18 protein-coding genes and 3 pseudogenes are annotated in these 21,895 nt (G+C 69.3%); 8 read left to right on the top strand and 13 right to left on the bottom strand.

Annotated elements, in window-relative coordinates; genetic code table 11:
- Both FUT87_RS05485 and FUT87_RS05480 read right to left on the bottom strand, forming a co-directional pair.
- On the bottom strand, positions 1 to 477 hold a 477-nt coding region (locus tag FUT87_RS05485), incomplete at its 3' end, for a VanZ family protein (protein ID WP_147240336.1).
- A 7-nt stretch (positions 478 to 484) separates the two neighbouring features.
- Positions 485 to 912 (bottom strand): annotated as a pseudogene (locus FUT87_RS05480) (CopD family protein).
- 218 nt (positions 913 to 1,130) lie between these two features.
- Between FUT87_RS05480 and hemB the strand changes: the two are divergent.
- Together hemB and FUT87_RS05470 are read left to right on the top strand one after the other, a co-directional pair.
- Positions 1,131 to 2,138 (top strand): porphobilinogen synthase, encoded by a 1,008-nt coding sequence (hemB, locus tag FUT87_RS05475; RefSeq protein WP_147240335.1) that lies wholly within the window; start codon positions 1,131 to 1,133, stop codon positions 2,136 to 2,138.
- 31 nt (positions 2,139 to 2,169) lie between these two features.
- Complete coding sequence (locus FUT87_RS05470; protein ID WP_091731227.1) at positions 2,170 to 3,264, top strand: magnesium transporter CorA family protein; 1,095 nt, start codon at positions 2,170 to 2,172, stop codon at positions 3,262 to 3,264.
- A 30-nt stretch (positions 3,265 to 3,294) separates the two neighbouring features.
- Here the strand turns inward: FUT87_RS05470 and ybeY are convergent, their stop codons facing one another.
- Together ybeY and FUT87_RS05460 are read right to left on the bottom strand one after the other, a co-directional pair.
- Positions 3,295 to 3,741 carry an rRNA maturation RNase YbeY gene (ybeY, locus tag FUT87_RS05465; RefSeq protein ID WP_147240334.1) on the bottom strand — a complete coding sequence of 149 codons (447 nt, stop codon included), beginning with the start codon at positions 3,739 to 3,741 and terminating at the stop codon, positions 3,295 to 3,297.
- Positions 3,742 to 4,064: 323 nt separating this feature from the next.
- Positions 4,065 to 5,039: pseudogene (locus tag FUT87_RS05460) on the bottom strand (PhoH family protein); the annotation flags it as partial.
- Positions 5,040 to 5,131: 92 nt separating this feature from the next.
- On the opposite strand from FUT87_RS05460, the gene FUT87_RS31340 reads away from it, so the two are divergent.
- From FUT87_RS31340 to ruvB, 4 genes are all read left to right on the top strand, one after another.
- On the top strand, positions 5,132 to 6,610 hold the full coding sequence (locus tag FUT87_RS31340) for a sensor histidine kinase (RefSeq protein ID WP_147240332.1): 1,479 nt from the start codon (positions 5,132 to 5,134) through the stop codon (positions 6,608 to 6,610).
- A 159-nt stretch (positions 6,611 to 6,769) separates the two neighbouring features.
- Entirely contained in the window at positions 6,770 to 7,423 is a 654-nt protein-coding gene (locus tag FUT87_RS05450) for a response regulator transcription factor (RefSeq protein ID WP_091731221.1), read from the top strand.
- Positions 7,424 to 7,533: 110 nt separating this feature from the next.
- Positions 7,534 to 8,103: a Holliday junction branch migration protein RuvA gene (ruvA, locus tag FUT87_RS05445; RefSeq protein ID WP_091731218.1), complete on the top strand. Its 570-nt coding sequence runs from the start codon at positions 7,534 to 7,536 to the stop codon at positions 8,101 to 8,103.
- Between the two features lie 28 nt (positions 8,104 to 8,131).
- Positions 8,132 to 9,196, top strand: a complete 1,065-nt coding sequence (gene ruvB / locus FUT87_RS05440; RefSeq protein WP_091731215.1) for a Holliday junction branch migration DNA helicase RuvB — start codon at positions 8,132 to 8,134, stop codon at positions 9,194 to 9,196.
- Positions 9,197 to 9,307: 111 nt separating this feature from the next.
- Here the strand turns inward: ruvB and FUT87_RS05435 are convergent, their stop codons facing one another.
- From FUT87_RS05435 to FUT87_RS05410, 6 genes are all read right to left on the bottom strand, one after another.
- On the bottom strand, positions 9,308 to 10,252 hold the full coding sequence (locus tag FUT87_RS05435) for a porin (protein WP_091731210.1): 945 nt from the start codon (positions 10,250 to 10,252) through the stop codon (positions 9,308 to 9,310).
- A 125-nt stretch (positions 10,253 to 10,377) separates the two neighbouring features.
- Positions 10,378 to 11,454, bottom strand: coding sequence for a sterol desaturase family protein (locus FUT87_RS05430; RefSeq protein WP_147240331.1), 1,077 nt, complete (start codon positions 11,452 to 11,454; stop codon positions 10,378 to 10,380).
- A gap of 93 nt (positions 11,455 to 11,547) precedes the next feature.
- Positions 11,548 to 12,225 (bottom strand): histidine phosphatase family protein, encoded by a 678-nt coding sequence (locus FUT87_RS05425; RefSeq protein ID WP_147240330.1) that lies wholly within the window; start codon positions 12,223 to 12,225, stop codon positions 11,548 to 11,550.
- A complete protein-coding gene (locus FUT87_RS05420) occupies positions 12,226 to 12,549 on the bottom strand; it encodes a DUF1840 domain-containing protein (protein WP_147240329.1) in 324 nt (107 codons plus the stop codon).
- A 105-nt stretch (positions 12,550 to 12,654) separates the two neighbouring features.
- A complete protein-coding gene (locus tag FUT87_RS05415) occupies positions 12,655 to 14,817 on the bottom strand; it encodes a bifunctional diguanylate cyclase/phosphodiesterase (protein ID WP_147240328.1) in 2,163 nt (720 codons plus the stop codon).
- Positions 14,814 to 16,106 (bottom strand): HD-GYP domain-containing protein, encoded by a 1,293-nt coding sequence (locus FUT87_RS05410; RefSeq protein WP_147240327.1) that lies wholly within the window; start codon positions 16,104 to 16,106, stop codon positions 14,814 to 14,816. The genes FUT87_RS05415 and FUT87_RS05410 overlap by 4 nt, the downstream gene beginning before the upstream one ends.
- A 198-nt stretch (positions 16,107 to 16,304) precedes the next feature.
- Here FUT87_RS05410 and pcaF point away from each other — a divergent pair, with 198 nt between their 5' ends.
- Together pcaF and FUT87_RS05400 are read left to right on the top strand one after the other, a co-directional pair.
- Positions 16,305 to 17,504, top strand: a complete 1,200-nt coding sequence (pcaF, locus tag FUT87_RS05405) for a 3-oxoadipyl-CoA thiolase (RefSeq protein ID WP_091731194.1) — start codon at positions 16,305 to 16,307, stop codon at positions 17,502 to 17,504.
- A 590-nt stretch (positions 17,505 to 18,094) separates the two neighbouring features.
- Positions 18,095 to 18,931, top strand: a complete 837-nt coding sequence (locus FUT87_RS05400) for an IclR family transcriptional regulator C-terminal domain-containing protein (protein ID WP_091731190.1) — start codon at positions 18,095 to 18,097, stop codon at positions 18,929 to 18,931.
- Positions 18,932 to 19,000: 69 nt separating this feature from the next.
- Here FUT87_RS05400 and FUT87_RS05395 read toward each other — a convergent pair whose 3' ends face one another.
- From FUT87_RS05395 to FUT87_RS28455, 3 genes and pseudogenes are all read right to left on the bottom strand, one after another.
- Positions 19,001 to 20,524, bottom strand: a complete 1,524-nt coding sequence (locus FUT87_RS05395; RefSeq protein WP_147240326.1) for a 3-hydroxyacyl-CoA dehydrogenase — start codon at positions 20,522 to 20,524, stop codon at positions 19,001 to 19,003.
- Between the two features lie 132 nt (positions 20,525 to 20,656).
- Positions 20,657 to 21,451 carry an enoyl-CoA hydratase-related protein gene (locus FUT87_RS05390; protein ID WP_147239802.1) on the bottom strand — a complete coding sequence of 265 codons (795 nt, stop codon included), beginning with the start codon at positions 21,449 to 21,451 and terminating at the stop codon, positions 20,657 to 20,659.
- A 212-nt stretch (positions 21,452 to 21,663) separates the two neighbouring features.
- Positions 21,664 to 21,895: pseudogene (locus FUT87_RS28455) on the bottom strand (substrate-binding domain-containing protein); the annotation flags it as partial.

Raw genomic sequence — 21,895 nt, 5'->3', positions numbered from 1 at the left:
CAGCAGCGCCAGCGCGCCGGCGCTGTGCGGCACGAACCAGCGCTCGCGCCAACCGTTCCAGCGCGCCAGACCGTCCAGTCGCAGCACGCCCCAGGCGCAGAACGCGCCCAGCCAGGCGCCGGCGCTGTTGAGCAGGAAGTCCGCCAGAGAAGGAACGCGGCCAGGGAGGAAGTACTGCAGCGTCTCCATCGCGAACGACAGCAGCGGCAGGCCGACCAGCGTCAGCAGCAGCGCGCGCCACAGGCCGCCGCCACTGCGGATCACCGCGGAAAAGCACAGCAGGCCCAGCGGCCAGTAGCCGGCGACGTTGATCCAGAGGTCGAACTTGCCCCAGTAGCGCGGCCAAGGCAGGCCGATGACGCCGGGCCAGGGCAGGCTGGGCGGCATCCGCCAGGGCCAGAAGGGATAGAGGCTGGCGTAGACCACCAGCACGGCGTAGCACAGGGCCAGCCAGGTGGCGGAGCTGCGCCGCTGCATCACGGGATTAGAAAGGCTTGACGACGACCAGGATCACGATCGCCGCGAACAGCAGCACCGAGACCTCGTTGAAGACGCGGAACCACTTGTGGCTGCGGCGATTGGCGATCAGCTCGAACTTGCGCAGGAAGGCGCGACACATGTGGTGGTAGCCGATCACCGCCACCACCAGCGCCAGCTTGGCATGCATCCAGCCATTGCCCGGACCGCGACCGATGCCGTAATAAAGCCAGAGAATGCGCCGAAGAGCAGCGCCAGCAGCATCAGCCCGCTGCTGAAGCGGTAGAGCTTCAGGGCCATCAGCAGCAGTCGCTCGCGTTCGGCATGGCTGTCAGCCGGCACCATGGCCAGGTTCACGAAGATCCGCGGCAGGTAGAACAGGCCGGCGAACCACGCGGCGACGAAAATGATATGAAGCGCTTTGATCCAGAGCATCGCGGCATTATGGATGGCGCGAAAAAAAACCCCGGCTTCACAGCCGGGGTCGGAAAGCCTTATCGCTGTCATCACGCTAAGGCTCCTGCTCAGGGAGGAAAAGCAGGGAACGACAGCCGAACGGCTATCATTCAGGAGCGACTTTAACAGATCTGCCGAATTTCGGAATCTCGGCTTTCCCCTAGCGCCCCCCAACCCGGTGGTATTTCTCGGAAACCATGCAACTTCCCGCACCTTATCCCGCCAGCCGCCCCCGTCGCCTGCGTCGCGATGCCTACACCCGGGCGCTGGTCCGCGAACACCGCCTGCACGCCAGCGACCTGATCTTTCCGGTCTTCGTCCATGAGGGGGACAACCGCGTCGAACCGATCGCGTCCATGCCGGGGGTGTCGCGGCTGAGCCTGGACCGGCTGCTCCCCGTCGCCGAGGAATGCGTGGAGCTCGGCATCCCGGTGATGGCGCTGTTCCCGGCGATCGACCCGGCGCTGAAGACGCCCGACGGCATCGAGGCGACCAATCCCGACGGCCTGATCCCGCGCGTCGTGCGCGCGCTCAAGGAACGGGTCCCGGGCCTGGGCGTGCTGACCGACGTCGCGCTCGACCCCTACACCAGCCACGGCCAGGACGGCGTGCTGGACGAGCAGGGCTACATCCTGAACGACCGCACCGTGGAACTGCTCAAGGCGCAGGCGCTGGTCCAGGCCCGCGCGGGCGTGGATATCGTCGCGCCCAGCGACATGATGGACGGCCGCATCGGCGCCATCCGCGCCGCGCTGGAGGCTGACGAGCACATCCACACGCGGATCATGGCCTACAGCGCCAAGTACGCCAGCGCCTTCTACGGCCCGTTCCGCGACGCGGTGGGCTCGCGCGCCAACCTGGGCAAGGCCGACAAGAAAACCTACCAGATGGACCCGGGCAACAGCGCCGAGGCGCTGCGCGAGGTCGGCCTGGATCTGGCCGAGGGCGCCGACATGGTGATGGTCAAGCCCGGCATGCCTTACCTGGACATCGTGCGCCTGGTGAAGGAGGAGTTTCGCGTCCCGACCTTCGCCTACCAGGTCAGCGGCGAGTACGCCATGATCAAGGCCGCCGCCGCGAATGGCTGGCTGGACCACGACGCGGTGATGCTCGAGGCGCTGCTGGCCTTCAAGCGCGCCGGCGCCGACGGCATCCTCACCTACTTCGCGATGGACGCGGCGCGTCTGCTGCGCGCCGGTGCCTGAGGCCGCGGCACGCGGCCTGCCCGACCGACGCATGCGCATCTTCCATCTCAGCGACGCGCTCTACGAAGAACTGGCCGCGCTGCCCGAGGACCTCCCCCCGGAGGGCTTCCTGTGGATCGGCCTGCCGCGACGCGAGTTCGAACTGCAACTCGGCGCGCTGCAGCAGCGGCTGACACGCTGGTCGGGCGCGCAGCTGCTCGACCTGCATGTCTCGGACCTGATGAATCCGCAGCTGCCCTCGCACTTCGACTACACCAGCTGGTACGACCTCATGGTCTTCCGCCGGCTGGCGACGATACCGGGCAGCCAGCAGCTCCTGGCCGACGACGAACCCCGCAACGCCGCGGGCGTCAACGACGCGCTGAAAGCGATCGACACCAGTCCCGTCGGTTTCGCCGTCTTCGACCGCGTCCTGATCACGGTGCATCCGGGCGAGTGCTCGCTGCGCGACTACTTCGCCGGCAAGCTCGGTGCGCAGCAGGAGGGCCGCGACCTGCGCGGCAGCACGCGGCTCCCGACCAGCCCGGCCGAGCTGATGCTGCGCATGGTGAACCACATGGTGGACAGCTACCTGGACCTGCGCCGGCTGCTGACCCGCCAGCTGACGACGCTGCAGGGCCTGCTGCTGGACCGCCGCGGCCACTTCCGGGACTGGTCCGTCGTGCTGCATGCGCGCGACACGCTCTCGCGGCTGGAGGACCTCTGCGAGGACCAGCGCAGCGCGGTGCAGGAGTGGATCGACGCGCTGGGCGAATGGCCGGCCGGCGATGCCCGCGCGGAGCGCGAGCGCGAACTGCTGCGTGTGCGCTCGCGGGACGTGCTCGAACACATCGAGCGGGTGCTGACCCATGTCCGGCGGCTGGAGACCTCCGCGGAGACCTCGGTGCAGATGCACTTCTCGCTCACCGGCGAGCGCACCAACAACATCATGCGGACGCTGACCGTGCTCACGGCCATCTTCCTGCCGCTGAACCTGATCACCGGCGTCTTCGGCATGAACTTCGACAACCTGCCGCTGATCCACGCCGCCACCGGCTTCTGGATCGCCGTCGGCGTGATGGTGGTCACCGCGCTGGCGCTCGGCGCCTTCTTCTGGCGCAAGCGCTATCTCGGCTCCCAGCAGTAGCGCTCGGGCGTCGGCCGCGGCGCGCCCGCCTCAGCGCTTCGCGTAGGGGTCGGCGAAACCCAGGCCGAGCATGATCTCGGTCTCGCGCGCTTCCATGCACTCGGCCTCGTCGTCTTCCTCGTGGTCGTAGCCCTGCGCGTGCAGCGTGCCGTGGACCAGCATGTGCGCGTAATGCGCGGCGAGGTCCAGGCCCATCTCCCTGGCTTCGCGCTCGACGACCTCGGCGCAGATCACCAGGTCCGCGGCGACCACCGGCTCGTGCGTGTAGTCGAAGGTCAGCACGTTGGTCGCGTAGTCCTTCGAGCGGTACTCGCGGTTGAGCGCCTGTCCTTCCTCCGCGTCGACGATGCGCACCGTGATCTCGCCCGGCAGCTCGAGCGCCGCGCGCATCCAGCGGATGACCTTGTGCCGCGGCAACTGCGCCTTGTGGCGCGGATCGGCGAATTGCAGCGACAGGCTCAGTTCCGGACGGCTCATCGCGCGACTCCCTTGCGAGCCGGCTTCGCGGCGGATGTCTTCGCCGCCGGCTTCTTCGCCGCCGATTTCTTCGGCGCAGGCTTCTTGATGGCGGACTTCTTCACGGCAGGCGCCTTGGCGACGGCCTTCGTGGCGGCCGCCGGCTTTGCGACCGCTGGCCTTGCCGCCGGCTTCCTCGCAGCAGGCTTCGCAGGCGCAGGCGCCGGCGCGGCTGCGTCGTCAAAGCGGGCCGCCGATGCTTCGCGCAGCTGGATGGCGCGCAGGCGGCGCTCCTCGCGCTCCTCGGCGAAGCGGGCTTCGCGCTCCTGCTGCTCGCGGGCCTCCTCGCGGGCCGCCACTTCGTCCCGGTCCTCGTAGGCCTGGACGATGCGCGCCACCAGCGGATGGCGCACCACATCGGTCCGGTTGAAGCGCGTGATCGCGATGCCGTCGACGCCGTCCAGCACCTGCTCGGCATCGACCAGCCCGCTGTGCATGCCGCGCGGCAGGTCGATCTGGCTGGTGTCGCCGGTCACCACGCACTTGCTGCCGAAGCCGATGCGGGTCAGGAACATCTTCATCTGCTCGGGCGTGGTGTTCTGGGCCTCGTCGAGGATGACGAACGCATGGTTCAGCGTGCGGCCCCGCATGAAGGCCAGCGGCGCGATCTCGAGCTGGCCCTTCTCGAAGGCCTTGGTGACGCGGTCGAAACCCATCAGGTCATAAAGCGCGTCGTACAGCGGGCGCAGGTAGGGATCGACCTTCTGGGTCAGGTCGCCGGGCAGGAAACCCAGCCGCTCGCCGGCCTCCACGGCCGGACGCGTCAGGATGATGCGCTGCACCGTCGAACGCTCGAGCGCGTCCACCGCGCAAGCCACCGCGAGGAAGGTCTTGCCGGTGCCCGCCGGGCCGATGCCGAAGCTGATGTCATGCGACAGGATCCGGCGCAGGTAGTGATGCTGGTTGGCCGTGCGTCCGGCCAGGTCGGCGCGGCGCGTGCGCAGCACCACGTTGTCCTCGTCGTCCGGCGTGGCCGGGCCGGACCGGGCCGGCGCGCCCACGTCGTTGGCCGCCTCGACGATCGCCAGCCGCAACGTCTCGCCGGGAATGGCCCGGTCGGCCCGCGCGTAGAGCGCCTCCATCAAGGCCAGCGTGCGCCGCGCCGCGGCGCGTTCGCCCTCGATGTTGAAGTGCTCGGCGCGATGGGTGATCCGCACGGACAGGGCCGCCTCGATCTGGCGGAGGTGCTCGTCCAGCGGGCCGCACAGGTGCGACAGGCGCCGGTTGTCGGCGGGGGTGAAGGCGTGGCGCAGGTTCAAGGCGGAGGAAGCTCCGTATTCAGGGGGGTTGAGGGCGGTATTGTCGCGCGTCGATGTGCCACGCGCGTGCCGCGCCTGCACAATCGCGCCCCATGCACCGGACCACAGAACAACACGGGGAGGCCGCCGGCCGCAACTCGGCCGCGGCGGCGCCGGGCGCCGCGAGGCAGTTCGCCGCCGGCACCGCGGCCGCCCTGACCCTGGCGGTGCCGGTCTGCCTGGCCCAGGTGGCGGGCGCCGCGGCCGCCAGTGGCGAGGGCATCTCCACCTGGTCCTTCGCGACGCTCTGGAGCAAGCTCGCGCCGCAGCTGGCTTACGGCCTGCAGTCCGCGCTGGTGTTGATGGCCTTCGCGCTGGGCCTGCTGATCTGGCAGCGCCGCGCCCAGCGCCACATCGCCTGGCTGCTGGCGCTGATGCCGGGCTGGGTGGTCATGGTCGGCCTGTCGCCGCTGTCCTCCTGGCAGACGGCGATCGCGGTGGTCCTGGCGCCGTGGCTGCTCTGGTGCGCGGTCCATTACCTGATGCGTCGCACGCGGCGCCGCGACCGGCGCCTGCATCGCCTGCTGCTGGCGCAGGCCCTGCTCTTCCCCGCCGCCCTGCTGCTGCCGGTGCCGGCTTCGCGCGTAGCCGGCTTCGCGCTGTGGTGGCTGGGTGCCCAGTTGCTGGTGACCATGGGATGGCATCTCTGGCAGCTGTGGCAGGACATGTTCCTGCCGACGCTCGAGGAGCGCTACCCGCGCTTCGATTTCGTCCTGAGTTGCGTGCTGATCGGCTTCGGCGCGCTGGCGGTGCTGTCGGCCTGGTTCCTGCCGGGCAGCGGGCTGGCCGGCATCCTCGGCCCGCTGTCGCTGCTGGGCCTGGGCCTGCATCGCGTGCGCGAGTTCGCCCGCGCGCTGACGCAGGCCGAGCTCGCCGTGCTGCAGGGGGAGCTGCGCCTGCAGGAACGCATCGCGGAACTGGAGCGCCATTTCGACCAGGTCGCCGAGGCCAAGCTGGAGCAGGTCACCGAGCGCGAGCGCAAGCGCATCGCCGCCGACCTGCACGACGACCTCGGCGCCAAGCTGCTGACCATCGTCCACACCAGCGAGTCGGACCGCATCTCGACGCTGGCGCGCGAGGCGCTCGAGGAAATGCGGCTGTCGGTGCGCGGCCTGACCGGCAAGCCGGTCCAACTGCTGGACGCGCTCGGCGACTGGCGCGCGGAGGTGGTGTCCCGCCTGGCCCAGGCCAACATCCTGGCGGAATGGAAATCGCCGGCCGAGGACATCGAGCACACCTTCCCCGCGCGGGCCTACGTGCAGACCACGCGCATCCTGCGCGAGTCGGTCAGCAACATCATCAAGCACAGCGGCGCGACGCACTGCGTGATCAGCTGCTCGGCCCAGGACGGCTACTTCTCGGTGGTGATCCAGGACAACGGCCAGGGCATCCCGCTCGAGCTGGAAGGTCGCCTGGACAAGGGACACGGCATGGCCAGCATGAAGGCACGCGCCAAGCAGATGCATGGCCAGTGCCTGGTCGAATCCGGCCCCGGCTGGGGCACGGTGATCCGGCTGACCATCCCGCTTTGAGGCGCGCCGGCTGCAAAGCCGCCCGCGGCGTGATCCATTGCCGACGACGCCACACTCCGGCGCCGATCCGGATGGTCAGCCCGCCGAGAAAGCCGTACCGTTGCAAACACCCGCCAGGCAGGCTGCCGGCGCCTCATTCCTGAGCAAGAATCCCGCGCCATGAACCACATCCTGCTGCTCGAAGACATTCCCGAAATCCGCGCCTGGCTCAAGGTCCTGGTGAAACAGGTCTTCGCCAACGCGGTGGTCACCGAATGCTCGCGGGTGCAGGACGCGCTGCAGCAGGTCAGCACGCAGCGCTTCACGCTGGCGCTGCTGGACCTGGGCCTGCCCGACGGCTCCGGCGTCGACGTGATCTCGGCGCTGCGCGAGAAGCAGCCGGAGGTCCAGTCGGTCATCGTCACCATCCACGACGACGACGAGCACCTCTTCCCCGCGCTGCAGGCCGGCGCCTTCGGCTACCTGCTCAAGGAACAGTCGCGCGAGCTGCTGGTCGAGCAGCTGCAGCGCATCAGCCAGGGCGAGCCGCCGCTGTCGCCGTCGATCGCGCGCAAGGTCATCGCCTACTTCACCTCGCAGCGCCGGCCGCAGGCGGCGCAGGTGCTGCACGAGGTCTCGCTGACCGACCGCGAAACCGAGGTGCTGCTGCGCGTGGCCAAGGGCTTCACACTGCCGGAGATCGGCGTGCAGCTGGGCCTGTCGCGCCACACGATCGCGGACTACGTCAAGCAGATCTATCGCAAGCTCAACGTGAGCTCGCGCGCCGAGGCGGCTCTCGAAGCGCAGCGCCTGGGCCTGTTCGGCCGCAATTGAGCGCCGCACCGGCCGCGCGCCGGGCGGGGTTCGCAGGCCTCGGGAAAATACTGGACAAACATCCAGCGAAACGCCCGCCGGGCGCCGCCGAACGCGGATAATCCGCGCCCATGATCGGCAAGCTCACCGGCGTCATCGCGGAAAAGTCGCCCCCGCAGGTTCTCATCGACGTGCAAGGCGTCGGCTACGAAGTCGACGTGCCGATGAGCACCTTCTTCAACCTGCCGAACCTGGGCGAGCGCGCCACGCTGTTGACGCACCTCAGCATCCGCGAGGACGCCCATGTGCTGTTCGGCTTCCTCACCGCCGAGGAACGCGCCACCTTCCGCCTGCTGATCAAGATCAGCGGCGTGGGACCGAAGATGGCGCTGTCGCTGCTGTCGGGCATGTCGGTCGGCGACCTGGCGCAGGCGGTGTCGCGCCAGGAGGCCGGGCGCCTGGTCAAGGTGCCGGGCATCGGCAAGAAGACCGCCGAGCGGCTGCTGCTGGAACTCAAGGGCAAGCTCAGCCCCGACCTGTCGCAGCCGGTGGCGATCGCGAACGACGCGCAGGCGGACATCCTGCAGGCGCTGGTGGCCCTGGGCTACAGCGAAAAGGAAGCCGGCGCCGCGCTCAAGACGCTGCCGGCGGACGTCGGCGTCAGCGACGGCATCAAGCTGGCGATGAAGCACCTGTCATGATCGGCCCCCAGCCGCCCCGTCCCTCGCCATGAGCATCCAGACCGACGACTTCACCCCCGCGCCGCAGCAGGCCCGCCTGATCAGCGCCCATCCCGCCTCGCCCAACGAGGACGCGATCGAGCGTGCGCTGCGGCCCAAGCTGCTCGATGAATACGTCGGCCAGGCCAAGGCGCGGGAGCAGCTGGAGATCTTCATCGGCGCCGCCAAGAAGCGGCGCGAGGCGCTCGACCATGTGCTGCTGTTCGGCCCCCCCGGCCTGGGCAAGACCACGCTGAGCCACATCGTCGCCGCGGAGCTGGGCGTGAACCTGCGCCAGACCAGCGGGCCGGTGCTGGAGAAACCCAAGGACCTGGCGGCCATCCTGACCAACCTCGAGCGCAACGACGTGCTCTTCATCGACGAGATCCACCGGCTGTCGCCGGTCGTCGAGGAAATCCTGTACCCGGCGCTGGAGGACTACCAGATCGACATCATGATCGGCGAGGGCCCGGCGGCCCGCTCGATCAAGCTGGACCTGCAGCCCTTCACGCTGGTCGGGGCCACGACGCGCGCCGGCATGCTGACCAACCCGCTGCGCGACCGCTTCGGCATCGTGGCGCGGCTGGAGTTCTACACCGCCGACGAGCTGCAGCGCATCGTGACGCGCTCGGCCTCGCTGCTCGGCGCGGCGATCGAGCCGGCCGGGGCGCTGGAGGTGGCGCGGCGCTCGCGGGGCACGCCGCGGATCGCCAACCGGCTGCTGCGCCGCGTGCGCGACTACGCCGAGGTCAAGAGCGACGGCACCATCACCCGCACGATCGCGGAGAAGGCGCTGGCGATGCTGGACGTCGATCCGCTGGGCTTCGACCTGATGGACCGCAAGCTGCTGGAGGCGGTGGTGCACCGCTTCGACGGCGGCCCGGTGGGACTGGACAACGTCGCCGCCGCCATCGGCGAGGAGCCCGGCACCATCGAGGACGTCATCGAGCCCTATCTGATCCAGCAGGGCTTCCTGCAGCGCACGCCGCGGGGACGGATCGCGACGCTGGCGGCCTATCGCCACCTCGGCGTGGCGCCGCCCAAGCAGGCGGGGCAGCTGTTCGACCTCGAGTAATCGAATCAGGGGACCGGGCAAGGGACGCGGCGGCGAGCGCCGCGCCACCGAACGACGGCACCAATGAAAAAGGCGCTCCGAAGAGCGCCTTTGTCGTTCCTGATCCGGGGATCAGAAGTTGTGGCGAATGCCCAGAGCGAACGAGTTCAGGTCGTCGGCCTTGTTCGCGGTGGTGGCGTCCACGGCGGTGTAGAAGGCGTAGAGCTTGGTGCGCTTGCTCAGGTTGTAGTTGTAGGCCAGCGTGTACTGCTTGCCACCGTTGCGGCCGTTGTTGAACGAGGAGCCACCGGCCTTGGTGCCACCGACGTTCAGGTGGAATTCCGACTGGCCCATCGTGTACATCACGGCGGCGCGGCCGATCCAGCGCTTGTCCTTGCCCAGCGAACGCGAGTCGTCTTCACGCTGCGCGTAGCCGCCGAAGGTGAAGGCGCCCAGTTCGTACAGGCCGCGGATGGCCCACTGGTTGGCGTCGCCCTGCTTGCTGTAGCCAGCGCCCAGGTGCAGCGGGCCCTGGTCGTAGTTCAGCGCCACGTCGTAGCCGCGCGGATCGACGCCTTCACCGGCGTGCAGCGCGAACTCGGCGTTGAAGCCGCTGATGTTCGGGGTGAAGTAGCCGACCTTGTTGGTCTGCGTGAAGCCGGCGCCCGAGTACAGCTTGTCTTCCGACGTGCCGGTGTCGTGGTTGTGCATCGACACGTAGTCGGCGGTGGCGTAGTAGGAGCCCGGGGTCCAGCGGCCCAGACGGACGGCACCGAAGTCGCCGGACAGCTGCACGCTGGCTTCACGGTTCCAGAACGCCGAGTTGGTCTGGCGGCCGTCGTCCGAGTTCAGGCCGTGCTCCAGGGCGAAACTGGCCTTCAGTCCGCCACCCAGGTCTTCCGTACCCTTGAAGCCCAGACGGGAGTTGTTGTTGATCACCGAGGCAACGCGGTCGCGGTTGCCGGTCTTGATGCTTTCCACCGAGGTGTTGATGCGGCCCCAGAGCGTGACGGAGCTTTGCGCGAACACCGGTGCGGAGAGAGCCGCGATGGCCGCAGCGATTGCAATCTTCTTCATATCCACCTTCATCAGTTGGAGGTTTCAGCCGGTCTGGCTCAATGGCGGTACTGCAAGGTGTGCGGAGTATAGAAGTGCGTTGCACGCACCCATAACACTCGACGCGAAATTGCAACAGTTCCCCGTTAGGGGTGGGATCCAGGCGGCAAAGGTGTAAGCAGACGGGCCGTCAGCACCTGTCCGGCGAGCAGTCCGACCAGCACGGCAAGCTGCCCCGCGGCCCCGAGCCTGTGGGCGTTCCAGAGGAACAGCGCCACCGCGCCGAGCATCAACAGGAACATCGCCGCGGCCGCCCACGCGCGCGAGGGCGCGACCGCCGGGTCGAAGAGCGCCCGCGCCCGGGGGTCGTAGCCGGGCGCTATGCGAGCACCGAGGCCGGGCTCCCAATGCGCCGGCTCCCACCAGAGCCGCAGCTTGTCCCGCCAGCGCGGCGTGCGTCGCATCTTGCCGATCAGCCGGGCGTAGACCTGGACGTTCGCCGTCCAGGGATTCCAGCTCCGCAGCGCGTCACGGGTGCCGTAGACGCAGGGCTCGTGGTCCAGTTCCTCCTGGAAGCTGCCGAACAAGCGGTCCCAGATCACCAGGATTCCGCCGTAGTTGCGATCGAGATAGGGGTCGTTGACGGCGTGATGCACGCGGTGGTTCGACGGGGAGCAGAACCAGCGGTCGAACCAGCCCAACTTGCCGATCTGCTGGGTGTGCACCCAGAACTGGTACAGCAGGTCGACCAGGGCGACCACGGCGTAGACCAGCGGTGGGAAACCCAGGATCGCCATCGGCATGTAGAAGATCCATCCGACCAGCCAGCCGCTGCCGGTCTGGCGCAGCGCGGTGGACAGGTTGTAGTCCTCGCTCTGGTGATGCACCGCATGGGCCGCCCACAGCAGCGCCGTGGTGTGGCCGAGCCGGTGATGCCAGTAATAGAGGAAGTCGTAGAACAGCAGCCCCAGCAGCCAGACCCACCAGGCCCCCGCGTCCAGCTTCGCCAGCGCGGCATGCTCGAAGACCCAGGTGTAGATGCCCAGCGTGAAGAGCTTGGTCAGCACGCCCACGACCTGGCTGAGCATGCCCAGCGCGATGCTGCTGATCGCGTCGTTGAGCCGGTAGGTGTTGCGGCCGCGGCGCAGGCCGATCCAGTACTCCAGCCCGATCAGGGCGAAGAACACCGGCGTGGCCAGCACGATGATCTGTGCGTCGGTCATGTGTCTCCTCGATGAGCGCTCGATGCGGCGCTTCTGTCGATGTCGGCGTCCGCGGTCCGGCGCCGGGGCGTCCGGTCGCTGCGGTCCGCGGGGTCAGGCCTTGGCCGTCTGCGGCGCGGTGGGCATGAATCCGGGCACGCCGGGATCGTCCAGCGCCAGGCCGTGCAGGTGATGGTCGTCGTTCCAGCCCACCAGGCTGAAGCCTTGCGGCGAATGCAGCAGCCGGTTGATGCTGGCATTGCCCAGGACCCAGCTGCGCGGCGCCTGCAGGTCGATGCGGGTCGCGGCGCGATAGAGGCAGTCCAGGACGCCGCCGTGCGCGACGATGGCGATCGTCTGCCCGGCGTGCGCCGTGGCCAGTTCGGACACCACGGCGATGCAGCGCGCATAGAGCGCGGTCAGGCTCTCGCCGCCGGACGGCTCGAAGTCCGGATCGCGGCGGCGCCAACGCAGCGCATCCTCGGGAAACGCGGCTTCGACCTCGGCCCAGAGCTTGCCTTCATGGACGCCGAACGCCCGCTCGCGCAGGCGCTTATCGTGGCGGACCTCCAACCCATGCGGCGCCGCGACATGCCGGGCGGTCACCGCGGCCCGGGCGAGGTCGCTGGCATAGACTGCGTCGATCGCGTGCTCGGCCAGCGCGGCGCCGAGCCGCTCGGCCTGGCGCATCCCCATCGCGTTCAACGGCAGGTCGAGGTGACCTTGCAGCCGGCCTTCGCGGTTCCACGCGGTCTCGCCGTGCCGGATCGCCAGGATCTGGGTCGATTCCACTCAGACGCCCCAGACCACATCGGCATTGGCGGAATGCGCGGCGCGCAGCAGTTCCAGCAGCGGCCACAGCCGCTGGCGCAGCATCACCTCCGGCTTGGGCGGCGACTTGCGGCCCTCCGCCTGCGCCTCCTGCGCGGCGCGGTCCAGCGCCTGCTGTTCCTCGGCGATGGCCGCCTCGCCGCGCGCGATCAGCGCCGGCAGGTGCCCGGCCTGGAAGATGCCCTGCGCCGCGGGCTCGCGTCCCAGCGCCTTCAGCGCCTGATCGCCATGGGCCGCCAGCATGATGACATCGGCGCCCGCCTTCGACTTGAACTTGTACAGCACGCTTGTCTCCCGGCCGTCGACGGCGGCCACCGGCGCATTGTGCCGTCGTCGTTGGAACGCCAGTGGAGAGGTCTCCCGATCCGCGCCCGCGCGCGGCCGTCCGCGTCAGGCGCCGCGCAGCAGGTGCACCGACGCGCGCGCCGGACGCAGCACTGCGGTCTGCGCGCGCGCCGCCTGCCCGGCCTGGGCCTGCGCGGCGATCTGGGCATGGCGCTCCTCGAAGGCCCGCGTCTCCAGCGCTGGCGCGCACAAGAAGCCCTGGTACTCGTGGCATCCGCAGCGGGCGAGGAAGTCGCGCTGCGCCTCGGTCTCCACGCCCTCGGCGATGACCTGTAGGTTCAGCGCGCGGCCCATCTGCACAATGGCGTTGACGATGCCGGCATCGCTGGCGTCGCCCGGCAGGCCCTTGACGAAGCTGCGGTCGATCTTGAGCCGCTGGATCGGGAAGCGCTTCAGGTAGCCGAGGCTGGAATACCCGGTGCCGAAGTCGTCGATCGCCATCAGCACGCCGAGCTCCGACAGCGCCTGCATGCGATGCAGCGCCTCGTCCGCGTCGCGCAGCAGCACGGATTCGGTCAGTTCCAGTTCCAGCAGCGACGGCGGCAGGTCATAGGCGCGCAGCGCCTGGGCGACCTGCTCGACGAACTGCGTCTGCTGGAACTGCAGCGCCGACACGTTGACCGCCACCGGCACGCGCAGGCCTTTCTCCAGCCATGCCGCCGCCTGCGCCACCGCCTGCTGCAGCACCCATTGGCCGATCGCGACGATGAAGCCGCTCTCCTCGGCGACCGGAATGAACTCGGACGGCGGCACGTCGCCGCGCAGCGGGTCGCGCCAGCGGATCAGCGCCTCGGCGCCGATCAGCTCGCCGGTCTCGAGCGACACCTGCGGCTGGAAGTGCAGCCGGAATTCGTGTTCCTGCAGTGCCTGGCGCATCGCATGGTCCAGCCGCATGCGCGACAGCAGGTCCACGTCCTTGCGCGGCTGATGGAAGCGGAACGCGCTGCGGCCGCTTTCCTTGACCCAGTGCATCGCGCGCTCGGCACTGGCGAGCAGTTCCTCGGCGCTGGCGCCGTCGCCCGGGAACAGCGCGATGCCGGTGCTGCAGGTGACGGTGAAGCTCAGGGTGTCGAAGCAGAAGGGGCGCGACATCGCCTCCTGGACGCGACGGGCCGCGTGCTCCGCGCCGCGGGCATCGGCCTGATGGATGAGCAGCGCGAACTCGTCGCCGTCCAGGCGGGCGACCGTGTCGACCTCGCGCAGCGACTCCTTCAGACGCAGCGCGACTTCCTTGAGCACGCGATCGCCATAGGCATGGCCCAGCGTGTCGTTGATCTGCTTGAAGCGGTCCAGGTCGACGTTGAGCAGCGCGAAGGGGGTTGTCTCGCGCCGCGCCATGGCCTGCGCGTAGTCGACGCGCTCCATCAGCGCGCGCCGGTTGGGCAGGCCGGTGAGCATGTCGTTGTGGGACAGCTCCTCGATGCGCTGGTGCGCCGCGAGTTTTTCGCTCAGGTCGCGGAACGAGTAGACGCGGCCGATCGGCCGGCCGCGGCTCCACTGCGGCAGCGACACGCGCTCCAGCACGCGACCGTCGATCAGCTTGAGATTGTCGCTGGTGTGCAGCAGCGGCGATTCCTGAATCGCGCCCAGCCGCATCGCATAGGCGGCGCCATCAACGACGCTGCGGCGCATCCAGGCCTGCACGGCCTCGTCGTTGCGCTCGTTGAGCAGGTCCTCGGGAATGCCCCACAGCGACGCCAGCCGCTGGTTGAAGCTGCGGATGCGGCCCGCCAGGTCAGTCACCAGGATGCCGTCGGCGGTGGATTCCAGCGTCGCGCGCAGTTCGGCGAGCAGCGTCTCCCGCTCCTCGTCGTGTTGGCGCTGCTGGGTCTGGTCGCGCATGGCGACCAGCCACAGCCCGTCGCCCTGCGGCTGCGCCACGTGGCTGATGCGACGCGAGACCCACAGCATGCGTCCATCGGCGTGACGCATCATCGTGTCGGTGTGCAGGCTCTCGCGGCGACCGATGGCGGCGTCCATCCAGAACAGCGCGTCCTCCGGCGTCGAGGCCAGCGAGTCGACGCTCGCGCCGACCAGGTCCTTCGCCGGCAGCCCGAGCAGCTGCTGCGACGCGGCGTTCACCGCGACCACGCAGTGGGTGCGGGCATCGACCAGCCACACCGCTTCCTGCAGGCCGTCGATCAACGGGAGGAAGGCGGTGTTGAACGCGACCGGCGTTGCCGCCGGCGACCGGGCGGGGAAGTTCACGCGGCCATCTCCCCGGGCGGCATGGGCTGCGGGCCGGCCGACTCGAAGAAATAGGCGATGCGGCTGCGAGGGCTGAGGTAGTCCAGCGACGCCCGCGGCAGCTGCTGCGGCTTGACGCTGCGGCGGATGCCGAGGTCGGGCAGCTCTTCCAGGTTCAGGACCAGGGCCTCTTCGCGCGGCACCTTGGCGTCATGGACCATGACCCGGGGCTTGAGCGGCCGCGAGGAGTTCACCGCCACGACCAGCGCATAGCGGTCGTCGGTCAGCTGCACGACGGAGCCCGGCGGGTACACCCCCATCATGCGGATGAAGGCATTGAGCATCGTGGCGTCGAAACGGCTGCGCCCCTGCGCGAACATCAGCGAGAGCGCCTCGTGCGGCGTCATCGCCTTGGAGCTGAGCAGCGGATTGCACAGCCCGTCGAAGCGGTTGACCAGTGCCACGATGCGGGCGCCGATGCTCATGCGGTCGGCGTTCAGGCGCTGCGGGAAGCCGCTGCCGTCGGCGTGTTCATGGTGCTGGGCGATGATCAGCAGCGGGCCGGCGCCCACCCCCATCTTCTGGCCCACCATCACGCCCTTGGCGACGTGCTGCTGGTACGCGGCGACCTCGGCGGCGGTGAAGCTGTCGTCGCGATGGCGGAAGCGGGGCGTCAGCTCCATCTTGCCGATGTCGTGCAGCAGCGCGCCCTGGCCGAGGTCCAGCATCTCGTCGCGCCCCAGGCCGAAGGCCCGGCCCAGCAGCATCGCGATCACCGCGACGTTCAGCGCATGCGCGGTGCCGCGGTCGCCGGCACCCTCGTTGAGCAGGCGGATGTTGATGTCGCCCTCGACCAGCATCTTGTCCAGCAGCGCGCGGGACAGCGCGGCGGACCGGTCGCGGGCGTCGGTCGGCTCGCGCGGCACCAGGTCGATCAGGTCGCGCAGGGCGGTGGCCGCCTCGGCGTACTGGCGCTCGCACAGCAGCAGCGCCTCGCGCTGCTCGGCCAGCAGCCGACGATGACGCTCGCGGGCATCGTCCTCGGCGTCGTGAGCGGCCTCGGCGACCACGGCCGGAGCGGCGGCCGTCGGCGGCATCGGCGTGGCTTCCAGCGGGAGCTCGCTCTTGCCCGGGCTCCAGCGCACCTGCTTCAGGCCCAGCCGGCGCAGGATCAGCAACTGCTCCTCCGAACTCAGCTTGAAGCTGCTGAGCGGGAAGGGATGCGACATCCAGCCGAGGTCGAGATGAATGAACATCCCCACTTTCAGCTGGTTCACATCGATGAGCGGATCGGCCGATCTGTCCTTCATTCTTGTAGTTCCGCGCCCGGTTCAGACGCCCTCGTCAGCAGCTTCGGCTGCCCAGGGCCGCAACTTAAATGAAAAGCGCGTCCATCGCGCGGCGCCGCGCATGATCCCGGACTGTGCGTGCAACTTGTCACGGGTTTTTCCTGAGGACCCCTATGATCCCGCGCAGCCCGCATTCTCATAAATATTCAGGAGACTTTCATGCATGCCTTTGTTTGCGATGCGCAGCGCACCCCTTTCGGGCGGTACGGCGGCGCCCTGTCGGCGGTCCGGGCGGATGACCTGGGCGCGGTGCCCATCCAGGCCTTGATGGCCCGCCATGCGGGGCTGGACTGGGAGGCGCTCGACGACGTGTTCTACGGTTGCGCCAACCAGGCCGGCGAGGACAACCGCAACGTGGCGCGGATGTCGGCGCTGCTCGCCGGCCTGCCGATCGCGGTGCCGGGCGTGACGCTGAACCGCCTGTGCGGCTCCGGCATGGATGCCGTCGGCACCGCGGCCCGGGCGATCCGCGCGGGCGAGGCGCAGCTGCTGATCGCCGGCGGCGTCGAGAGCATGAGCCGCGCACCGTTCGTGATGCCCAAGGCGGAAAGCGCCTTCTCGCGGGCGAATGCGATCTACGACACCACCATCGGCTGGCGCTTCATCAATCCCAAGATGAAGGCCCAGTACGGCGTCGACGCGATGCCGGAGACGGCGGAGAACGTCGCCGTCGATTTCGGCATCGAGCGCGAGGCGCAGGACCGCATGGCGCTGGCGAGCCAGACCAAGGCGCTGGCCGCGCAGCGCAGCGGATTCTTCGATGCCGAGATCTGCCCGGTGACGATCCCCCAGAAGAAGGGCGAGGCGGTGGTCGTCCGCCAGGACGAGCATCCGCGCGAGACCAGCCTGGAGGCGCTGGCCAAGCTGAAAGGCGTCGTCCGACCGGACGGTAGCGTGACCGCTGGTAACGCGTCGGGCGTCAATGACGGCAGCTGCGCGCTGCTGATGGCCAGCGAGGCGGCGATCGCCCGGCACGGCCTGACCCCGCGCGCGCGGGTGCTCGGCATGGCCACCGCCGGTGTGGCGCCGCGCATCATGGGCATCGGCCCGGCGCCGGCGGCGCGCAAGGTGCTGGCGCAGGTCGGCCTGACACTTGAGCAGATGGACGTCATCGAGCTGAACGAGGCCTTCGCGGCGCAGGGCCTGGCGGTGCTGCGCGACCTGGGCCTTCGCGACGACGATCCGCGCGTCAACCCCAATGGCGGCGCGATCGCGCTTGGCCACCCGCTCGGCGCCAGCGGCGCCCGGCTGGTCATGACGGCGATCAACCAGTTGCATCGCTCGAATGGCCGTTATGCGCTGTGCACGATGTGCATCGGCGTCGGCCAGGGCATCGCGGTCGTCGTCGAACGCGTCTGAGCCTCTCCGCTTCGGCCCGGCGCCTGAGCGCGGGCCCAGGCGCCAATCAACGGCCACCCCGGATCGATACGGGGCGGCCGTTTTCAATAGTCAGACGATTGACTTCGCCGCCCTCGGTTGTCTGACCTCTTTTTGGTGCATCCAACCCCGCCAAGAGCGGCCTTGTGCGGCGTTTCGCCCATATCCAAAAGTTGGGGGCGCTAAAGAAATAGTCATGGGCGCCCGTAGGACCACGTAGGCGCCAATCGCACATCGCGTGGGATACTGACCGAGTTTGATGGCGCATACCGCTCATATATGTAGGCGGCGGCGCCACAGGCATGATGTCTGACTATTGACGGCTTGCTTAGCGACGCTCCGATCGCGATTCCGCGCACCTTTTCCCCGCTGACCGCCCGACCACACCGCTTTCCGCAGGCGGTGGGGCGTTGTGCGCAGCAAATGCACCAAGTTGATGCATTCAGGTGCGAATAGCGGAACAAAACAATTGCCCTGGCAAACATTCTTCACAGGGTTGTCCCTATAGTTTTGGACATCACCTGCTTACGCCCAGCAGATTTGGGCGTCAAACGCACGACCACCTCCCCACCATGTCCGCTGCTCGAGCCCACGATGAAGACCTGACCGCCATTCCGGTGGTCGCCCCCTCCCCTGAAGCTGAAGTCCGCACCGGTCCGCTGAAACGCGACCTGGTCGCCGGCCTGGAAAAAGGCCTGGCCGTGATCGAAGCCTTCGATCAGGAACGTCCCCGCCTGACCATCAGCGAAGTTGCCGGCCGCACCGGCCTGACCCGCGCCGCCGCCCGCCGCTACCTGCTGACGCTGACCCACCTGGGTTTCGTCTCGCAGGACCGCAAGATGTTCGCGCTGACCCCCAAGGTGCTGCGCCTGGGCCAGAGCTACATGCACTCTGCCCGCCTGCCCCGCATCATCGAGCCCGAGCTGCACAAGCTGGCCTATGCGATGAAGGAAGCCTCCTCGGCCGGCGTGCTCGACGGCAACGACGTGATCTGCATCTCCGCGACGAGCGCGGGCCGCGTGGTCTCGCCGACGCTGCAGCCGGGCACCCGCGTGCCGGCCTACTGCACCGGCAATGGCCGCGTGCTGCTGGCGGCGCAGCCGCAGGCGGAAGTCGACGCCTTCATCGCCCGCCAGGAACTGACCGCGCTGACCCCGCACACGATCACGCACCCGGAGCGCCTGCGCATCGAGATCGCCCGCGCCCGCGCCCAGGGCTACGCGCTGATCGACCAGGAGCTGGAGCAAGGCCTGCGCTCGGTGGCCGTGCCGCTGAAGAACTACAAGGGCGACACCGTCGCCGCGATGGCCATCAGCGTCCACGCGACCCGCATGAGCATGGAGCAGATGGTCGAGCACTGCCTGCCCCCGCTGCTGCAGGCGCAAGCGCATCTGCGCATGCTGCTCTGAGGCCGTTGCGGCTCAACGAAGAAGCGCCCCGAGGGGCGCTTTTTCATTTCCGGACCGACAGGGTCGCGTTCAGGCCCAGAGACGCTGGCGCAGCAGCGGGCTGATCCGGTACCGCTCGCTGCGATAGGCCTCGAAGAGCCCCGCGAGCGCATCGACCACGAGCGGCGCACCCAGTTGCGCGAGCCACTCGAAGGGCCCGGCGGGATAGTTCACGCCCAGCTTCATCGCGGTGTCCGCGCCGGCCTCGTCGCAGACGCCCTGCCAGACGGCATCGGCGCCCTCGTTGATCAGCATCGCGATCGTGCGGGCGACGGCCAGGCCCGGCACGTCGCGCAGCACCAGCGGCTCCCAGCCGAGGCGCCGCAGCAGCGTCTCGGCATGGGTCTGCTGGACGTTGTCCACGCGCGGCCCGAAGGCGATCGCCAGCCCCTCGATCCGATCGGGCGCGAGCGGCCAATCGATCACCGCGAGGCCGGGTTGGCTGCGCTCCCGCGCGAGCTGTGCGGCGCAGCGTCCGCGCGTGAAATGCAGCTGGACGCCTTCGACCGCGACGCCTTGCCAGTCAGCCGTCTCGTCGCGCTCGAACGCGAGGCCTCGGGTGCCCATCCAGGCGCCCAGCAGCTCCACCAGCGGGCCGCGACCCGACAAGGTCACCGCGCCGACGTCGCCATCGATCACCGCGACGGGCGCGGCGTTCTCGGGCGTGCCCTCGTAGAAGCCCTTCCCCGCCTTGCGCCCGAGGCGGCCGCCATCGACGAGCGCCTTCTGCACCAGCGAAGGCTGATAGCGCTTGTCGCCGAAGTTGGCCTCGAAGACCGACTGCGTGACCAGGTAGTTGGTGTCGTGGCCGATCAAGTCCATCAGCTCGCAAGGCCCCATGCGGAAGCCGGCGCCGCGCAGCGCCCGATCCAGTTGGGCCGGGCTGCCGGCCTGCTCCTGCAGCAGTTGCAGCGTCTCTGCGTAATACGGGCGCGCGATGCGGTTGACGATGAAGCCGGGCGTCGACTTCGCATGCACCGGCGTCTTGCCCCAGCGACGCGACAGCGCCTCGATCGCCTGCGCGGCGGAGGCGTCCGTCTCCGCGCCCCAGACCACCTCGACCAGCTTCATCAGCGGCACCGGGTTGAAGAAGTGCATGCCGACGAGCCGGCGCGGATTCGCCATGCCGTTGGCCAGCGCGGTGATGCTGATCGACGAGGTGTTGGACGCGATCAGCGCATCGGGCGGCAGCAGCGCGTCGAGTTCGCGCAGCAGCGCCTGCTTGGGTTCGAGCTTCTCGACGATCACCTCGATGACGAGCGCGGCGTCCGCCAGCTCCGCGGTCGAGGCCGCCGGCGACAGGCGCGCCAGCACCGCGTCGCGCGCATCGCGTTCCATGCGGCCCTTCGCCACCAGGCCATCGAGCGCCTTGCCGATCTGCGCGATCGCCGCCGCGGCGGCGCCTTCGCGCAGGTCCATGAGCCGGACCGGATGGCCCGCCTGCGCCGCCACCTGCGCGATGCCCGCGCCCATCACGCCGGCGCCGATCACCGCCACCGGTGCCCGCGCCGCGTCGGCGCTCGCGATGCGCCAGGTTCCCGTCGATGCCGTCATTGCTGTCTCCATCATCTGTTTCGAATCTTGTGCGCGTGGCCGCTGCGCGTCAGTCCCGCGGGCGTCAGCGCCGGGGCACCCGAGGCCGGACGCCGAATGCTGGCCGCGCGCATCCGGCGATCGATCCTGAGGTCAGGACGCCGCGTCGGTCTTCGGCACCCAGGCTGCGGGGCGCTTGCCCAGGAAGGCCGCGAAGCCTTCCTTGGCTTCGGCCCCCATGCGCACGCGGGCGATGGTCTGCGCGGTGAGTTCACGCACCTCGCCGTCCACCGGCCCCACGTCGAGTTGCGCGAACAGCGCCTTGATCTCGGCCTGCGCCTGCGGGCCGTTCATCAACAGCTCCGCGACCCAGCGCTCGACGGCCGCGTCGAGCCCGCCGGCGGCATCGCTCTCCACGACCTCGTGCAGCAGGCCGATGCGCAGCGCCTCGGCGGCGGGAATGCGGCTGGCGGTGAGCGCGAGCCGGCGCGCCTCGCGCGGGCCCACGGCATTGACCACGTAGGGGCCGATGACCGACGGCAAGATCCCGAAGCGCGCCTCGCTGACCGCGAACTGCGCGCCCGCCGCGGCGACGGCGATGTCGCAGGCGAGGGTCAGGCCCACGCCGCCGCCCAGCGCCACGCCGTGGACCTTGGCGATCGTCGGCTTGGGGCAGCGCGCGATGCGGTCCAGCATGGCGGCGAAGCGGCGCGCGTCCTCGACGTTCCAGTCCTGCGTCGCTTCCGACGCTCGCTTCATCCACTGGAGGTCGGCGCCGGCGCTGAAGGCCTTGCCCGCACCTTCGAGCACGACGATCCGCACGGCGGGGTCCCGGCCCAGGCGGTCGAAGGCGGCGTCGAGGTCCGCGATCATGGCCTCGTCGAAGGCGTTGAACACCTCGGGCCGGTTCATCGTCACGCGCGTCACGCCGCGCGCATCGGTCGCCATCTGCAGGGTTTCCACGTGCGAGTCTCCTTGTGATCGGCGGAGTATCGCAGCCCGACCGGTCGGTCGAAAAAGCCCCTCACGTCCACCCGGACCCGGACCCGGACCCGGACCCGGACTCGGACTCGGACTCGGACCCGCCGAGCCGAGCCGTGCCGCGGGAGCGCCCCGGTGGGCCTCAGAAGAATGGCGACGCGTCGAGCGCCACGGCGGGATCAGTCCTGCCAGACCTCGTGCACCAGCTCGCGCAGCGCCTGCAGCGCGTGGTCCTCGGCCTGTTCCTGCTGGAGCCAGCACAGCCAGGTCTCGTCCTGCCAATGCGGCCAGATGCGCAGCTCGCCGGCGTCGACCGCCGCCTGCGCCTGGTCCTTGCGTAGCACCGCGGCGCCCAGGCCGCTGGCGACCATGCCGCGCACGGCGGCCTCGGTCTCCGCCATCAGGCTGTGC

This window comes from Mitsuaria sp. TWR114 (assembly GCF_007997345.1).
Note: the sequence above shows the minus strand (reverse complement) of the source record. Positions and strands in the feature narration are given on the sequence as shown.

Coding starts and splice junctions, on each gene's coding strand:
- hemB (WP_147240335.1), top strand. CDS start 1,131: ATGCAACTTCCCGCACCTTATCCCGCCAGCCGCCCCCGTCGCCTGCGT.
- FUT87_RS05470 (WP_091731227.1), top strand. CDS start 2,170: ATGCGCATCTTCCATCTCAGCGACGCGCTCTACGAAGAACTGGCCGCG.
- ybeY (WP_147240334.1), bottom strand. CDS start 3,741: ATGAGCCGTCCGGAACTGAGCCTGTCGCTGCAATTCGCCGATCCGCGC.
- FUT87_RS31340 (WP_147240332.1), top strand. CDS start 5,132: ATGCACCGGACCACAGAACAACACGGGGAGGCCGCCGGCCGCAACTCG.
- FUT87_RS05450 (WP_091731221.1), top strand. CDS start 6,770: ATGAACCACATCCTGCTGCTCGAAGACATTCCCGAAATCCGCGCCTGG.
- ruvA (WP_091731218.1), top strand. CDS start 7,534: ATGATCGGCAAGCTCACCGGCGTCATCGCGGAAAAGTCGCCCCCGCAG.
- ruvB (WP_091731215.1), top strand. CDS start 8,132: ATGAGCATCCAGACCGACGACTTCACCCCCGCGCCGCAGCAGGCCCGC.
- FUT87_RS05435 (WP_091731210.1), bottom strand. CDS start 10,252: ATGAAGAAGATTGCAATCGCTGCGGCCATCGCGGCTCTCTCCGCACCG.
- FUT87_RS05430 (WP_147240331.1), bottom strand. CDS start 11,454: ATGACCGACGCACAGATCATCGTGCTGGCCACGCCGGTGTTCTTCGCC.
- FUT87_RS05410 (WP_147240327.1), bottom strand. CDS start 16,106: ATGAAGGACAGATCGGCCGATCCGCTCATCGATGTGAACCAGCTGAAA.
- pcaF (WP_091731194.1), top strand. CDS start 16,305: ATGCATGCCTTTGTTTGCGATGCGCAGCGCACCCCTTTCGGGCGGTAC.
- FUT87_RS05400 (WP_091731190.1), top strand. CDS start 18,095: ATGTCCGCTGCTCGAGCCCACGATGAAGACCTGACCGCCATTCCGGTG.
- FUT87_RS05395 (WP_147240326.1), bottom strand. CDS start 20,524: ATGACGGCATCGACGGGAACCTGGCGCATCGCGAGCGCCGACGCGGCG.
- FUT87_RS05390 (WP_147239802.1), bottom strand. CDS start 21,451: ATGGCGACCGATGCGCGCGGCGTGACGCGCGTGACGATGAACCGGCCC.